The organism is Sulfitobacter sediminilitoris (assembly GCF_010667575.1).
Classification (GTDB): domain Bacteria; phylum Pseudomonadota; class Alphaproteobacteria; order Rhodobacterales; family Rhodobacteraceae; genus Sulfitobacter; species Sulfitobacter sediminilitoris.
Map to the genome: position 1 here is coordinate 170,431 of NZ_JAABNT010000003.1, position 15,960 is coordinate 186,390.

A 15,960-nucleotide genomic window follows, 5' to 3' on the forward strand; every position below is an offset into this window, starting at 1 on the left:
ATTTCCAACGCCCATCCGCGAGGTGCATTCCATGGCTGCAAAATCCTTTGATCTGGTTGTAATCGGGGCGGGGCCGGGCGGCTATGTTGCAGCAATCAGGGGCGCGCAGCTTGGCATGAGCGTCGCCATTGTGGAGCGCGAGCATCTGGGCGGCATCTGCCTGAACTGGGGCTGCATCCCGACCAAGGCGCTATTGCGGTCGTCGGAAGTGTTCCATCTGATGCACCGTGCCAAGGAATTCGGTTTGAAGGCCGACGGCATAGGCTACGATCTGGATGCGGTGGTAAAACGGTCCCGCAAGGTGGCCGGCCAGTTGTCGGGCGGGATTGGTCATCTGATGAAAAAGAACAAGGTGACCGTTGTCATGGGCGAGGCGAAGATCGCTGCCAAGGGCAAGGTATCCGTCAAAACGGATAAGGGCACCGAAGAACTGACAGCCAAAAACATCATTCTGGCCACCGGCGCACGGGCACGCGAACTGCCGGGACTAGAGGCGGATGGCAAGTTGGTCTGGACGTATAAACACGCGTTGCAACCTGCGCATATGCCGAAAAAGCTCCTCGTCATCGGATCGGGTGCGATCGGTATCGAATTCGCCAGTTTCTACAACACCTTGGGTGCGGATACGACCGTGGTCGAGGTGATGGACCGCGTGCTGCCCGTTGAGGACGCCGAGATCAGCGCTTTTGCCAAGAAAGCGTTTGAAAAGCAGGGCATGAAAATCATGCAGAAGGCGATGGTCAAGCAGCTGGACCGTGCCAAGGACAAGGTGACCGCGCATATCGAAGTGGGCGGCAAGGTTGAGAAGCACGAGTTTGACACGGTGATTTCCGCCGTCGGCATCGTGGGCAACGTTGAAAACCTCGGGCTGGAAGAACTGGGGGTCAAGATCGACCGCACCCATGTTGTGACGGATGAGTACTGTCGTACCGGCGTTGATGGTCTTTATGCCATTGGCGACATCGCGGGCGCGCCGTGGTTGGCGCACAAGGCCAGCCATGAGGGCGTCATGGTCGCCGACCTGATCGCGGGCAAACACGCCCATCCAGTCAAGCCCGAGTCAATCGCCGGCTGTACTTATTGCCACCCGCAGGTGGCGAGCGTCGGATATACCGAGGCGAAGGCAAAGGAATTGGGTTATGACATCAAGGTCGGTCGTTTTCCTTTCATCGGTAACGGCAAGGCCATCGCACTTGGCGAAGAGAGCGGGATGATCAAGACGATCTTCGACGCCAAGACAGGCGAGCTTTTGGGCGCGCATATGGTCGGGGCAGAGGTGACCGAACTGATCCAGGGCTATGTCGTGGGCCGTCAGTTGGAGACGACCGAAGAAGACCTGATGAACACTGTCTTCCCGCACCCGACCCTCAGCGAGATGATGCACGAAGCGGTGCTTGATGCATATGGGCGCGTCATTCACATGTGATCTGTCGCGCGGCAGGCGTGATCCAAAGGACGCGGCTTGGGCGCGACGACATGCTTGGTGCGTGTTGCACTGTGAGCCCCTTGATGAAGGGCCGCGTTCTGGATGAAAGCATTCTGCTGTCTGCTGAGAAGGTGTTCAGGGCGCGATGCGTCCTGAACGACCTTGATCAAGTGTGTGGGGCGAGTCGGACCGGCCTCAAGGACAGGCCAATCAAAGATTGGTCGCTGCGCGATCCTTGACCCCGATCCGAATCGCGAGAGCGATGGCAACTGGACGGTGCGTCACGGCGCTGCCATATAGGGTCTATGGTCAGTCTCAACCGTGTCGTCATGCAGCCCTCCAGCCGCCGAATGATCAATGCCCTTGGTCCGCAAGAGCTTGATGTCGCTGAGATTTCCGGAAAATGGGGCGCAAGGTTCGAGTTCAAGAGCTATACGCAGTACCGCTATCCCGCCTATGACATCTGCGCAGGCCCGATCCGGGATCAGGACAGCGGTGAAATGTTGAAATTTGACCTTGTTCTTGCCAATCAGGTTTGGGAGCATCTCGACCGCCCCTACGCCGCCACGCGCAATGTCTATGCCATGTTGCGCCCCGGCGGATATTTCTGGCTTGCAGTGCCGTTTTTTGCCCCCTTGCACGCTGCGCCGCAGGACTGTTCGCGTTGGAGCGCGCGAGGACTGAAGAACCTGCTGATCGAAGGCGGTTTTGACGAAGAAGCCATCCATGCTGAGCAATGGGGCAACCGACATGTCGCATTACGTAACCTCGAAGAGGTTTGGCCGCCTGTCTATGACCCGGAAAACGACAATATCAAGAATGACCCTGAGATGCCCATTTGTGCCTGGGCTTTGGCGCAGAAGGTCTGAGGTGTGGCACGGACGCCCTTCGGGCTGATCCTGTTGCTTTGGGGGGCTGGGTTGGGGGCCGCGGCGCAATACGGCAAGGTTTCGGTCATCTTTGACCTGCTGCCTGACGCCTATCCGGACGCAGGAGCTGCGGTCGGCTGGATCGTATCGTTGGTCGGATTTGTTGGCATTATCTTCGGCGTCATGGCCGGGCTGGTGGTGGCGCGGATCCGGTATCGGCGGGCCTTGCTAGGCGCGCTGTGGGCGGGTGCGGCTGTGTCATGTTTGCAGGCGTTGTTGCCGCCTTTGTCGTGGATGTTGTTTGCAAGAGTGATTGAAGGGGCCTCGCATCTGGCCATCGTCGTGGCGGCGCCCACGCTGATTGCGCAACTCAGCGCTGAAAAGGATCGCGGGCTGACGTTGACCTTGTGGGGAACGTTTTTTGGCGTTGCCTTCGCCATTCTCGCCTTTGCAGGACGTCCACTTGCGCTGAGCCTCGGTCTGCCCGCCTTGTTTCTCGCCCATGGCGCCTACATGGCGGTTTTCGCCATGATCCTCAGCGCGCGGTTGCGGGCCTTGCCGGACGAAGGGCCGCAGCCCCCGTTCTCGGTGCCGCAAATCCTGCGCGATCATGGGACAATCTACCGCTCTCCCTTCATATCGGCGCCTGCTGCGGGTTGGCTGTTTTATACGTTCAGCTTCGTGTCGATCCTCACCGTTCTGCCGCCCTATATTGATCCAGCCATTCGCGCCACGATCATGACCGCAATGCCGTTGATGAGCATCGCTGTCTCAATGACATTTGGCGTTCTGTTGTTGCGTACGTTGTCAGCGGTCCAGGTCGTGATGACAGGTTTCGGGCTTTCGGCGTTGTGTATGGTTTGGCTATGGTGGTCTCCAGGCGCGCCGCTGGCCTGTCTCGCATTGGCCGGGGCGATGGGACTGATCCAGGGGGCCAGCTTTGCCGCAGTTCCTCAGCTTAATGCCACGCCTGCCACACAGGCGCAGGCAAATGGCGCGATGGCGCAGATGGGCAACATTGGCAACACCTTGGGAACACCGGTGATGGCCTTTGGTCTGATCCACGCTGGATACAACACATTGCCGGTTCTGGCTGGAATGGCTTTCGTCCTTGGCTTGACCTTGCATCTTGTTCTGGCCCGATTGCGCGACTAATTGCGCTGTTTACCTTTTGTTCTTATATTTGAGTTGGAGAATCCGCCGCCGCCACCTATGTGGGAGGAGGTGAATAGGGGTGTGTCATGGCAGAGCTGAAGAACATCGAAGTGCGCGGCGCGCGCGAGCACAATCTCAAGAACATTGACGTGGATATTCCACGTGACCAATTGGTTGTAATCACGGGCCTTTCCGGATCGGGTAAGTCATCGCTGGCCTTCGACACGATCTATGCCGAAGGGCAGCGCCGCTACGTTGAATCGCTTTCAGCCTATGCGCGCCAGTTTCTTGACATGATGCAAAAGCCGGATGTGGATCACATTTCAGGTCTCAGCCCGGCGATTTCCATCGAACAAAAGACGACGTCCAAGAACCCTCGGTCGACCGTAGGGACAGTGACCGAAATTTATGACTACATGCGCTTGCTGTTTGCGCGTGTTGGCACGCCCTACAGCCCCGCCACCGGCAAGCCCATCGAAGCGCAGCAAGTTCAGGACATGGTGGACCGCATCATGACCATGGAAGAGGGGACGCGCGCTTATCTTCTTGCCCCCATCATTCGGGACCGGAAGGGTGAGTACCGCAAGGAATTTCTGGAACTACGCAAGCAGGGTTTTCAGCGTGTCAAAGTGGATGGCGAATTCTACGAGCTGGATGAGCCGCCAACGCTGGACAAGAAGTTCCGCCATGACATCGATGTGGTCGTGGATCGCCTGGTCGTGCGTGAGGGGCTTGAAACAAGATTGGCTGACAGCTTGCGCACCGCGCTGGATCTGGCCGATGGCATCGCAATTCTAGAGACAGCGCCAAGCGAAGGCGATCCGGAGCGCACAACCTTCTCCGAGAAATTCGCCTGTCCTGTCAGTGGTTTTACCATTCCCGAGATCGAGCCGCGGCTGTTTTCCTTCAACGCTCCCTTCGGCGCTTGCCCTGATTGTGATGGTCTTGGAATGGAGCTGTTCTTTGATGAACGTCTCGTGGTGCCGGATCAGGATCTGAAAGTCTACGATGGTGCATTGGCCCCGTGGCGCAAGGGCAAGAGCCCCTATTTCAAACAGACAATTGAAGCCATCGCCAAGCATTATCAATTCAATCAGAACACCCGATGGAAAGACTTGCCAGAGAAGGTACAGCAGGTGTTTTTGTACGGGTCTGGAAAGGAAGAGATCAAATTCCGCTATGATGAGGGCGGGCGGGTTTACGAGGTCAGCCGGGTATTCGAAGGCGTCATCCCCAATATGGAGAGGCGCTATCGCGAGACAGACAGCAACTGGATCCGCGAAGAATTTGAGCGCTATCAGAACAATCGTCCCTGCGGTACGTGCGGCGGATATCGTTTGCGGCCAGAGGCGCTGGCGGTCAAGATTGGTGGTCTGCACGCCGGCGAGGTTGTGCAGATGTCGATCCGGGATGCCTTTGACTGGTGCCAAACCGTGCCAGAGCACCTGACAGTTCAAAAAAACGAGATCGCCCGCGCCATTCTCAAGGAAATTCGCGAGCGCCTTGGTTTTCTGAATAATGTTGGATTAGAGTATCTTACGCTCGCGCGTTCAAGTGGTACATTAAGTGGCGGAGAGAGCCAGCGCATTCGTCTGGCCTCGCAAATCGGTTCTGGCCTGACCGGGGTTCTGTATGTGCTGGATGAACCGTCCATCGGGCTGCACCAGCGCGACAATGACCGCTTGTTACTGACACTGAAAAACCTCCGTGACCAAGGCAATACCGTAATCGTGGTCGAACATGACGAGGAAGCGATCCGCGAGGCGGATTATGTCTTTGATATCGGACCGGGGGCCGGGGTGCACGGCGGGCAAGTGGTCAGCCACGGCAAGCCAGCGCAGATTGCTGCGGACAAGAATTCCATCACCGGGCAATACCTGACTGGAACGCGCGAAATCGCAGTGCCTCCGGTCCGGCGGAAAGGGAACAAGAAAAAGATTCAGGTTGTCAAAGCCAGCGGCAACAACCTGCAAAACGTGACGGTAGATTTTCCGCTGGCCAAGTTCGTCTGTGTCACGGGGGTGTCAGGCGGCGGGAAATCGACGCTGACGATTGAAACGCTGTTCAAAACAGCCTCTATGAACCTCAACGGCGCGCGGCAGACGCCTGCGCCCTGCGAGACGATCAAAGGGCTGGAACATCTTGATAAGGTGATCGACATCGATCAGCGGCCGATCGGGCGCACCCCACGTTCCAACCCGGCAACATACACCGGAGCGTTTACGCCGATCCGTGACTGGTTTGCGGGGCTTCCTGAAGCGAAAGCAAGGGGATACAAACCGGGCCGTTTCAGTTTCAACGTCAAAGGCGGACGTTGTGAGGCCTGTCAGGGTGACGGTGTCATCAAGATCGAGATGCACTTCCTGCCCGACGTCTACGTAGAATGCGAGACCTGCAAAGGGGCCCGCTACAATCGCGAGACCTTGGAGATCAAGTTCAAGGGCAAGTCGATCGCGGACGTATTGGACATGACAGTCGAGGACGCGCAGGAATTCTTTGCTGCCGTGCCGTCGATCCGGGAGAAGATGGACGCGCTGATGCGCGTTGGGCTTGGCTACATCAAGGTTGGTCAACAGGCCACAACCTTGTCCGGTGGTGAAGCACAGCGGGTGAAGCTGTCAAAGGAGCTCAGCAAGCGGTCAACCGGTCGCACGCTATATATTCTGGATGAACCGACAACTGGTCTGCACTTTGAAGACGTGCGCAAGCTGTTGGAAGTGTTGCATGAATTGGTCGATCAGGGAAATTCGGTCGTGGTGATCGAACACAATCTCGACGTGGTGAAAACCGCCGATTACATCATCGACATCGGACCCGAAGGCGGGGACGGTGGCGGCAAGGTCGTTGCCACGGGCACGCCAGAAGAGGTAGCGGAAGTCGCCGAAAGCTATACTGGCAAGTATCTCAAGCCGATGCTTCAAAAGCGCCCCGCAGTGGCCGCTGAATAGCGGAGATACAATTGCAGGGCTGGCTGAGCGTTCTGCGCTTCAGATGCAAGCGGCGACAACGTTTCTGGCACATCTGATCGCGTTCCGCACGTAATCTGCGGGCCAGATCAGCACGGAAATCGAGGTTGGGCATAAGGTGTCTGCTGGTGGATCGGGCCGCGTCGACAGCCCTTCGGGCCTGCGGTGTGTCCCGCAGCATGGGCCAAAGCAAAACCTGCACCGCCCGGTGCGGCGGCTGCAGAAGCATCTGCTGATGCTCCACCGGTCGAGATGGCACAGCAGACTTGCAGCGTGAGGAAGGAAACGTCGGGTGTGATCGTCAAAACCTGTACGGATATTTTGCCGCCGCCTTCAAAATCGTTCAGGTATCGGCTCATGCTGCGGCGGAACGTAGCCGCATCCCGTCGCCAATTCGCAAGGCCCTCAAAGAAACGGGAAATGCCTTGCGGTGTCACCAGTCGGTTCAATTGATCATGCCTTCGTTTCAGCCGTCTTGTAGTTAAGGCATTGGGCAGGTCGGCGCCGCCTGCCGCTGCGATAACCCGGTGGATTGGGTGCCTGCGTTGATCAAATGCCATTCCCAGCGGCCAAAGCTGGAGCGGAACAGTCCCACAGCGGGCATCCAGATGCGCTGGCATACTTCGCCGACAAGGCGCTGCATCAGGGTGTTCGCCTCATTTCCTTCAAGGGTAACAAGTTGGCCGCTAATCTCTACGGTAACAGTGATGGAATCCTCCAAAGAAACGAATTGTTCGTTCAAAAAATTCTTGGGTGGGCCAGAGTGATGAAAATAATTGGATCCGGCGTGCGGAAAATACTGCACCTGACAATGAGATGGGGCCAGAATGTCGCAGGCTTAAGAGGAGGCGTTGATTTCTCGACTAAGGCGCCGACAGGCACAGGTCGATCAGGTGCGAAAGTTCGGACGCAGAAAGGCTGTCAAATCGGGTACTGAGATCTGCGATCTCATCCGCGCGTGCCGACCCAAGGACTGGGTCAGCAAACAGATGAAATTTATCCAGAATTTCGGTGTCTGACAGTGGTTGATCGTTGTCGCCTTTGGGCGTCCGTGGAGCGTCTTCGAAGCTGCGTCCGTCCTTGGTGTGAAGCGTCACTTGCGCCCAGCGTTTGCCCTGCGAAATTTCTGTAAAATGTGGGTCATCAATCAGGCGTATACAGTCGCTGACGCGTTGAATGTCGGGATCGCTGAGCGTTGCAGCAGCCAGTTCCGGCACACCAATTTGGCCGCGCACAATCATGGTGGCGACAGGAAAGGCAATTCCGTAGGCAAACTCATCCGGCGTCGCAGGGCGGTGCCCTGCAAGGCGTGTTGCATTGTGAAACGTGGTGATGTCGACGCCCGCCACGTCATGGTGGGTCAGATCATGCTGTGCCATCAGATGCGCCACGGCGTCGATACTGGGGTGCGCCCAGCGACAACATGGATAGGCCTTGTAGCTGGTATCTTCAACCGTGCGCCACGCGGTGCCAAGGTCAGCCCAAAACTCAGGGGCCTGTTCGCAGGTCAGGGCAGGCGCACCGGTAAACCCTTCGCGTGCAAGATAGGCGGCGACGATGCCGGATGGCGCGCCCCAGCCGACGCCATCCCGCACATTTGTGGGGAAGTCGATGCAGCGCATCATCTGGCTTCGGGGGCCATGATACTCACCAATTCCGGCCGCCTCGCGTATGATGTCACTTTCGCAGCCGAGCATACGCGCGGTCGCCGTGGCGACCCCCACAGCGGTCCACGCCCCTGAGGTGTGATAGTCGGGGCAGGTCGCGTGCTGGGCCAGCCCCGCCCGGCAGGAGACCTCGTAGGCAACAGCAAGGTGCGCGGCGAAGGCTGCACCGGTCATCGGGCCTGTGACCTCTGCCATGGCAAGAAGGGCGGGAAATACGGCCGACCCAGCATGTCCCTTGCAAGGCGAGGTGGTGTCGTGGGCGTCAACCGCATCGACAGTGAACGCCCCGGCCATGGCAGCCCCGGCTGGTGAAAGCGGCGTCCCATCCATCAGGATGCGTGCAGAACCCGCATCGGTGGGGCCAAACATCGCCTTGGCGCCGCGTCTTGCGCGATCAGCCATCTCGGTGGTCGAGGCCACGGCGGCAACGCCCATGGTATCGAGAAATGACCGCCGCAGCACCCAAAGCAGATCTTCTGGCAGATCGTCGTAGGTCAGGTCGGCTGCGAATGCGTCAAAGGGGGGCGGCATGGTACAGGCTCCAGATTGGCTGACCTCAGCCTAACCCCCTTTGCCCTGCTGAAATGCCGGTTTGCGACCTGACTGGTCGTGAAATTCCGGAAAATTGGAGCGCGGTAAGTAGTGCGGGGTCAGAATGCCGCATTTGCCGTTGTTCAGAAGCGCCTATCTACACCACAGCAACAAGAGGATCCCTGAAATGACCACTGTAACCACCGATACCGTCCCCTCGCGTCTGGGAGAGATGCTGGCTGCTCAACGTCTTGACGCAGCCCTGAAAGCCAAACGGTTGACCAGAACGCTTGAATTTCGCGTGGTTGCGTTGCTGTTGGTCTTGCTGGCCGTCTGGGGCTTAGCGATTGCGGCTTTCGGCTACCCCGCGCTCATCCTCCCGGTCCTGGCAATGGTTCCGACGATGTTCCTCATTCTATTGCTGATCACCGTCGGAAAATAGGCTTCAGTCCCTGCCTCGCGCGGCAAAACGTGGCAGCATGGCCGAGAAGTCCCGGCCTTTACCGTCTTCTTCCTCGACAAACTGTCGGTACAGTTCCAGTGCCCGCGCGCCCATCGGTGTGTCCGCATCTACCAGTTCAGCGGCCTGCTGGCTGAGGCCTAGATCTTTGAGCATCAGTTCAGCCGCAAAGCCCGGTTTGTAATCGTTGTCAGCTGGCGATTCCGGACCGACGCCGGGCGCGGGGCAGTAGGCGTTCATGGACCACGAATAGCCCGATGACGTGCTGACGACGTCAAACATCTTCTGCCGGTCGAGGCCAAGCTTGTCGGCCAGCGCAAAAGCTTCGCAAGTCGCAATCATCGTGGCGCCAAGGATCATGTTGTTGCAGATTTTCGCGGCCTGCCCGGCACCTGCGTCACCGCAATGCACCGCCTTTTGGCCCATGATGTCGAACAGCGGTTCAGCCTTGGCGAATGCAGCGGCCGAGCCACCTGCCATGAATGTTAGCGTCCCTGCCGCAGCACCGCCAATGCCGCCGGAGACCGGAGCATCAACTGCAAGAAGTCCCGCGTTTTCAGCGGCTTCCGCCGTGTTGCGGGCGCTTTCGACGTCCACGGTAGAGCAATCGATGAACAGCGCGCCAACTTTCATGTGCTGGATTGCCTCGGCAGCGACCTGCCGTAGGATTGAGCCGTTGGGCAGCATTGTGATGACCACATCGGCACCGGACACGCAGCCTGCTATGTCTTTGGTTTGGGTGACGCCATCGGCAGTGGTGCCAGCGACATCAAAGCCGCGCACGCTGTGTCCTGCTTTTGCGAGATTTGCAGCCATGGGCGCGCCCATGTTGCCCAGTCCAATGAAGCCGATGGTTAGGGTGCTCATGGGGTAGTCTCCTGAAGTTTAGGGGCGTCTGGGCCAAGAGGTTGCAGCATTTTTGAGACCGCGGCCAGAGGAACGTCCTGATCCGCGTATTGCCACTGGGGATTGCGATCCTTGTCGATGATGGCGGCGCGGATTCCTTCAAGAAAGTCGCCATGCTCCATCGCGCGGAAAGTAAACCGGTATTCAAGGTCGAGCGCCTTTTCCAGCGTCAACGACGGGCCGCGCAGGCGGTGCATGATCTCGACCGTGCAGGCCATCGACAGAGGAGAGTTGCGGCTGGTCTTTTTTAGAGCCTCGGCGGCAAAGTCACTGCCGTCTGTCTTGAGCAAAGTCAGGATATCACCAAGCCGCTCGCCAGCGAAAAGAGCATTGATCTTGTCCAGTTGGCCTTCCAACGTGCCTGTGTCGGACTGTTCCGCAGATTGGGTCACCCCTTCGATGCTGCCAGTGGCCTCAAGCTCCGCTATCAGATTTGTCCACTTTAACTCTGGAATGTAGTGATCTGCAAATCCAGCATAAATTGCGTCTGCTGCATTCATCCTTGTCCCAGTTATCCCCAGGTATTCCCCAAGGCGTCCGGGGGCAAGCGCAAGCATTAATGAGCCGCCCACATCCGGGACAAGCCCAATGCTGCATTCAGGCATAGCGATCTGGCTGCTTTCGCCCACAACACGGTGCGACCCGTGGCATCCGATTCCGACACCGCCACCCATGGTGAAGCCCTGCAGGAAGGACACGACAGGCTTTGGGTAGCCAAAGATCTTGTGGTTCAGGCGGTATTCATCGGCCCAAAACTTCCGGCCATAGCCATAATCACCCTTGGTGCCGGTGGCGTAGAGCTCTGCAATATCGCCACCGGAACAGAAGGCGCGGTCGCCTTCTGCGTCGATCACGATGATCTGCACTGTATCGTCCGCCCGCCACGCATCGAAGGCCTTTTCAATGGCAAGGCACATCTCGTAGGTCATCGCGTTCAGCGCCTGTGGCCGGGTCAGGGTAATGCGGCCGGCACGACCGGCTATGCGGATATCGATATCGCTCATCTGTTTTTTAGCATGTCACGTGACACGATCACGCGCATGACCTCATTGGTGCCTTCAAGGATCTGGTGAACGCGCAGATCGCGGACGAGTTTTTCAATACCATAGTCAGCAAGATAGCCATAACCGCCGTGCAATTGGAGGCATTGATCCACGACCTTGCTGCCAGTCTCTGTGACAAACTTCTTGGCCATCGCGCAGAATTTGGTGGCGTCGTGGGCACCGTTGTCCAGTTTCCAGGCGGCTTGGCGCAAGAACGTGCGCGCGGCCTGTAATTCGATCTCCATGTCAGCGAGGCGGAATTGAAGCCCCTGAAACTGGTCAATTGACTGACCAAAGGCCTTGCGTTCGCCCATGTAGTTCAACGTCTGTGTCAGCGCGATCTGCGCAGCACCCAAAGAACAGGCGGCGATGTTGAGGCGACCGCCGTCAAGGCCAATCATCGCATATTTGAAACCTTTGCCCTCTTCTCCCACCAGATTTCCTGATGGTATGTTGCAATTGTCAAATTGAACTTGCGCCGTTGGCTGGCTGCGCCAGCCCATTTTGTCTTCCAATCCGCCGAATGACAGACCGTCGGTCCCGGCTTCAACATAGACGCATGAGACGCCTGCGGCCCCTTCGTCCGAGGTGCGCACCATTGAGACGTAGGCATCCGAATACCCGCCGCCGGAGATGAACGATTTGGTCCCGGTGAGGCTATAGCCTTCATTGGTACGTTCCGCGCGGGTTTTGAGGGCCGCCGCGTCAGAGCCGGAACCGGGTTCGGTCAGACAGTAGCTGAGCACCGTGTTCATGGCGATGACGTCGTCCATGACCCGCGATTTGAGGTCGTCGCTGGCGAAGTTGTCGATCATCTTTGCGCACATGTTGTGGATCGACAGGAAGGCAGCGACCGAAGGGCAAGCCATGGAGAGCGCTTCGAACACCAGCGTGGCGTCCAGCCGCGAAAGACCGGTGCCGCCTGAGTCTTCTGAGACGTAAAGGCCGCCAAATCCAAGCTCAGCCACCTTGGGCCAAAAATCCTTGGGGATCGTGCCTGCTTTTTCCCAATCGCGGGCGAAGGGCGCAATATGTTCCTGCCCAAAGGCATAGGCCATATCAAAGATGGCCGTCTGCTCTTCGCTGAGCGCAAAATCCATGGTTTCCTCCCCCAATGCACCTTTATTGAACGTCTGTTAAATTCCAATCTTTGCAGGAGTTTTGCAAGGGGCAAAGAAAGGCTCAGAGGTCCGCGTTGAATTCCTCGATCAGGTGTTTAACCACAGCTTCGCCCTTGTTTTCCGTGGCGCTGTCAAAGACCTCACGCTGCCTACTGGAACTGGTGCCGCCTGACACCACCTCGCGCAGACGGACGATGTCATCAAGGCATCCCAGTGCTTCTGCGTCTTCGGCCAGAAGGGTGATCATTTCGTCCAGAAGGTCGTCAAAGGGTCTGATCTTGCGTTCGCCAAAGTCGATCAGTCCTTCGGTCACGCCATACCTTTGCGCGCGCCAGCGGTTTTCAGAGATCAGGAAACGGTCGTACTGACGCCAGCGCAGGTTGCGGTCACGCAGTCGTACCAGCATGCGCACAAGCGATTGCGTCAGGCCAGCAAGGGCTAGGGCATGTTCCATGCGGGGCTGAACATCGCAGATGCGAGATTCAAGGGTCGGGTAGTGGTCAGAGGGGCGCAGATCCCACCAAATCTTGGTCGTGTCTTCTATAACGCCAAGGTCAATCAGTGTTCCGGTGGTACGCTTGTATTCGTCCCAACTGTTAAACATCGGCGGCAGACCGGTCCGAGGCAGGTTGTCGAAAACGCTGAGGCGGTAAGAGGCGAGGCCGGTATCATCGCCCTGCCAAAAAGGAGAGGAGGATGAAAGCGCCAGAAGGTGCGGCAGGAAGTATGCCAGCTGTGGCATGAGATCGATGCGCAGGGCATTGTCATTCAGGCCGACATGGACGTGCATGCCGCAAATCAGCATGCGACGGGCGACGCCCATCAATTCGCGTTCCAGTTGGGAATAGCGATCTTTTTCCGTGAAATGCTGGTCTTTCCAGTCCGAAAACGGGTGGCAGGAGACGGCGATGGGGGCAAGGTTATGCTTTTTCGCCTCCGTCGCGATGCAGGCGCGCAAGCGGCGCAGATCTTCGCGGGCGTCGGCCACAGTTTCGCAGACCTTTGTGCCGATCTCGATTTGGCATTGGAGGAACTCGGGGCTGACCTGATCTTGCAGCTGCTTCTTGCAGGCGTCCATCAGCGCGTCAGGCGCTGCACTAAGCTCGTAACTGTCGAGGTCAACAAGGAGGTATTCTTCCTCAATGCCGATGGTGAAGCTTTCTTGCATGGTCTCCATCCCTGTCGGCCCCGACGGGAAGGCAGGTTGCCGATCCGACGGGGTGCTGTGGGGTGGGCTTAACGCCCACCTGTGGAGCTTACTCCATCACGGGAATGGAAAATTCGCCACCCTCTTTGATACCCGAAGGCCAGCGGGCCGTGACAGTCTTTGTGCGCGTATAGAACTTGAACGCGTCCGGTCCGTGCTGGTTCAGGTCACCAAAGACGGATTTCTTCCAGCCGCCGAAGGTGTGGTAGGCCAGCGGCACCGGGATCGGTACGTTGATACCCACCATGCCGATGTTGATCCGGTTGGCAAAATCGCGCGCCGCGTCGCCGTCACGGGTAAAGATCGCGGTGCCATTACCGTATTCGTGGTCCATGGCAAGGCCCAAAGCCTCTTCATAGCTTTGCGCACGCACACAGGTCAGGACAGGCCCAAAGATTTCCTGCTTGTAGATGTCCATGTCCTTGGTCGCGCGATCAAAGAGGTGGGGTCCGACAAAGAAGCCGTCTTCGTAGCCCTGCAGTTTGAAGTCGCGGCCATCTACGACCAACTCTGCACCTTGATCCACGCCCGTTTGTATCAGACGTTCGATGTTGGCTTTTGCGGCCGCTGTCACGACAGGGCCGTAATCCACGTCATTGCCAGAGGTGTAGGGGCCGACTTTCAGCTTTTCGATGCGCGGGACCAGTTTTTCGATCAGACGGTCTGCGGTATCATCCCCGACGGGAACAGCCACGGAGATCGCCATGCAGCGTTCGCCTGCCGCACCGTAGCCAGCGCCAACCAGCGCGTCGGCAGCCTGATCCATGTCCGCGTCTGGCATGATGATCATGTGGTTCTTGGCGCCACCAAAGCACTGCACGCGCTTACCTTGCGCACAGCCCGTGCCGTAAATGTACTCGGCGATAGGCGTGGACCCAACAAAGCCCACGGATTGAATCACATCGTTATAAAGGATCGCATCAACCGCTTCCTTGTCGCCGTTCACAACCTGCAGAATCCCCTTGGGCAGGCCTGCTTCCTCGGCCAGTTCGGCCAGCATCAAAGGCACTGACGGATCGCGTTCGGATGGCTTGAGGATAAAGGCGTTGCCGCAGGCAATGGCGGGAGCAAACATCCACATTGGGATCATGGCTGGAAAGTTAAAGGGGGTGATCCCTGCGGTCACACCCAGTGCCTGACGCATGGAATACATATCGATGCCGGGACCGGCTGAATCGGTGTATTCGCCTTTCAGCAGCTGCGGCGCGCCGATGCAGTATTCGACAACTTCAAGGCCACGCTGCACGTCACCGGCGGCATCTGGCAGCGTCTTGCCGTGTTCACGGGACAGTGCTTCGGCCAGCTTGTCCATGTCGCGGTTCAGAAGGTCCACCAGCTTCATCAGAACCCGCGCCCGGCGCTGCGGGTTGGTGGCGGCCCATGCGGGCTGGGCGGCCTGCGCGTATTCAACAGCCTTTTCAAGCTCTTCCTTTGAGGCGAGCGGGCATTTCGCCTGCACTTCGCCCGTTGCGGGGTTCATGACGTCTGCGAAACGGCCCGACGTGCCTTTGACGTGTGCGCCATTCATGTAGTGAGTAAGTTCTTGCATGGGATCCTCCATTGATTTGCGCGCAGTTTAGTCTTGCAAAAAGGCAAGGCAAAGGGGCAAGTATGCAAATTGGCTTTGCACTTTTGTGGCTATGAGGGGGCGGGATGGAACATAATTGGGACGACCTGCGCCTGTTCCTCGCAGTTGCACGGGAACAGAGCCTGTCGGCGGCAGGCAAACTCTTGCGGCTGGATCCAGCGACGCTGGGGCGGCGGGTAGGGCGGTTGGAGAAGGCGCTGGAAACGGTGCTCTTCGTGAAATCGCCTCAGGGCTATGCGCTGACAGAAGCCGGTGCGCGGCTGATGGAACGTGCCGAGGCGGCAGAGCAGGCGATGCGGCTGGCCACGGCAGGGGTGGCCGCGCCAAGTGACAGGCTCACCGGACAAATCAGGATCGGGGCGCCTGACGGGAGCGCAAATTTTCTACTGCCACAGGTTTGCGCGCGTATCGGGATTGAGCATCCGGGCTTGGATATTCAAATTGTGGCCTTGCCGCGCGTCTTTAACCTATCCCGGCGAGAGGCAGACATGGCCATCGCTGTCAGCGCACCGGACACCGGGCGGCTGATGGTGCAGAAAGTGACGGATTATCATCTGCATCTTGCGGCTGCATCGGAATATCTGGCCCGGAATGATCCAATCGCGACAGTGGCGGATCTGAAAGCCCACAGGATCGTGGGTTACATTCCAGACATGATCTTTGACCGCGAGCTTGATTACCTCGCTGACCTTGGCCTCGCGCGCGTAAGTCTTGCCTCAAATTCCGTGTCCGTTCAGGGCCACATGATCCAGCAGGGCGGCGGCGTGGGGGTGGTGCATGACTTTGCGCTGCCGTTTTTACCAGGGGTTCAGCGGATATTGACGGGCGAGGTCCACCTCAAGCGGGCGTTCTATTTGATCCGTCATGCGGACGACCGACGCAACCAAAGGCTCAGGCAGTTTGCGGAACTCCTAAGCGGTGCCTTGCGCAGTGAAGTGGCAAGACTGGAGGCAAAAGCTTGACACAAATACCCTTTTCGGCCGACGCTGATTTTACGGGGAATGCTCACAGGGAGGGCTGC

The 15,960-nt window shown here is 58.0% G+C and carries 14 protein-coding genes; 6 read left to right on the plus strand and 8 right to left on the minus strand.

Going from position 1 to position 15,960, the window contains the following annotated elements; translation table 11 throughout:
* Positions 1–31 precede the first annotated feature (31 nt).
* From lpdA to uvrA, 4 genes are all read left to right on the plus strand, one after another.
* On the plus strand, positions 32–1,426 hold the full coding sequence (gene lpdA / locus GV827_RS06375; protein WP_164352957.1) for a dihydrolipoyl dehydrogenase: 1,395 nt from the start codon (positions 32–34) through the stop codon (positions 1,424–1,426).
* Positions 1,427–1,731: 305 nt separating this feature from the next.
* On the plus strand, positions 1,732–2,295 hold the full coding sequence (locus tag GV827_RS06380) for a class I SAM-dependent methyltransferase (RefSeq protein WP_164352958.1): 564 nt from the start codon (positions 1,732–1,734) through the stop codon (positions 2,293–2,295).
* A 3-nt stretch (positions 2,296–2,298) separates the two neighbouring features.
* Complete coding sequence (locus tag GV827_RS06385; protein ID WP_328823118.1) at positions 2,299–3,450, plus strand: MFS transporter; 1,152 nt, start codon at positions 2,299–2,301, stop codon at positions 3,448–3,450.
* Between the two features lie 86 nt (positions 3,451–3,536).
* A complete protein-coding gene (gene uvrA / locus GV827_RS06390; protein ID WP_164352959.1) occupies positions 3,537–6,398 on the plus strand; it encodes an excinuclease ABC subunit UvrA in 2,862 nt (953 codons plus the stop codon).
* Positions 6,399–6,505: 107 nt separating this feature from the next.
* Here uvrA and GV827_RS06395 read toward each other — a convergent pair whose 3' ends face one another.
* The 3 genes from GV827_RS06395 to GV827_RS06405 are packed head-to-tail and all read right to left on the minus strand — an operon-like array spanning position 6,506 to position 8,614.
* On the minus strand, positions 6,506–6,865 hold the full coding sequence (locus GV827_RS06395; RefSeq protein ID WP_204325756.1) for a hypothetical protein: 360 nt from the start codon (positions 6,863–6,865) through the stop codon (positions 6,506–6,508).
* Between the two features lie 32 nt (positions 6,866–6,897).
* Positions 6,898–7,221, minus strand: a complete 324-nt coding sequence (locus tag GV827_RS06400; protein WP_164352961.1) for a hypothetical protein — start codon at positions 7,219–7,221, stop codon at positions 6,898–6,900.
* Between the two features lie 58 nt (positions 7,222–7,279).
* Entirely contained in the window at positions 7,280–8,614 is a 1,335-nt protein-coding gene (locus GV827_RS06405; RefSeq protein WP_164352962.1) for an MmgE/PrpD family protein, read from the minus strand.
* A gap of 187 nt (positions 8,615–8,801) precedes the next feature.
* Here GV827_RS06405 and GV827_RS06410 point away from each other — a divergent pair, with 187 nt between their 5' ends.
* On the plus strand, positions 8,802–9,056 hold the full coding sequence (locus tag GV827_RS06410; RefSeq protein WP_164352963.1) for a hypothetical protein: 255 nt from the start codon (positions 8,802–8,804) through the stop codon (positions 9,054–9,056).
* Between the two features lie 3 nt (positions 9,057–9,059).
* Here the strand turns inward: GV827_RS06410 and mmsB are convergent, their stop codons facing one another.
* From mmsB to GV827_RS06435, 5 genes are all read right to left on the minus strand, one after another.
* Positions 9,060–9,941 carry a 3-hydroxyisobutyrate dehydrogenase gene (gene mmsB / locus GV827_RS06415; RefSeq protein ID WP_164352964.1) on the minus strand — a complete coding sequence of 294 codons (882 nt, stop codon included), beginning with the start codon at positions 9,939–9,941 and terminating at the stop codon, positions 9,060–9,062.
* Positions 9,938–10,984 carry an enoyl-CoA hydratase/isomerase family protein gene (locus GV827_RS06420; protein WP_164352965.1) on the minus strand — a complete coding sequence of 349 codons (1,047 nt, stop codon included), beginning with the start codon at positions 10,982–10,984 and terminating at the stop codon, positions 9,938–9,940. The genes mmsB and GV827_RS06420 overlap by 4 nt, the downstream gene beginning before the upstream one ends.
* Complete coding sequence (locus GV827_RS06425) at positions 10,981–12,123, minus strand: acyl-CoA dehydrogenase family protein (RefSeq protein ID WP_164352966.1); 1,143 nt, start codon at positions 12,121–12,123, stop codon at positions 10,981–10,983. The genes GV827_RS06420 and GV827_RS06425 overlap by 4 nt, the downstream gene beginning before the upstream one ends.
* Positions 12,124–12,205: 82 nt before the next feature.
* Complete coding sequence (locus GV827_RS06430) at positions 12,206–13,312, minus strand: carboxylate-amine ligase (RefSeq protein ID WP_164352967.1); 1,107 nt, start codon at positions 13,310–13,312, stop codon at positions 12,206–12,208.
* An 88-nt stretch (positions 13,313–13,400) separates the two neighbouring features.
* Positions 13,401–14,900 (minus strand): CoA-acylating methylmalonate-semialdehyde dehydrogenase, encoded by a 1,500-nt coding sequence (locus GV827_RS06435; protein WP_164352968.1) that lies wholly within the window; start codon positions 14,898–14,900, stop codon positions 13,401–13,403.
* Positions 14,901–15,004: 104 nt separating this feature from the next.
* On the opposite strand from GV827_RS06435, the gene GV827_RS06440 reads away from it, so the two are divergent.
* On the plus strand, positions 15,005–15,901 hold the full coding sequence (locus GV827_RS06440) for a LysR family transcriptional regulator (protein WP_164352969.1): 897 nt from the start codon (positions 15,005–15,007) through the stop codon (positions 15,899–15,901).
* Positions 15,902–15,960: the final 59 nt, after the last annotated feature.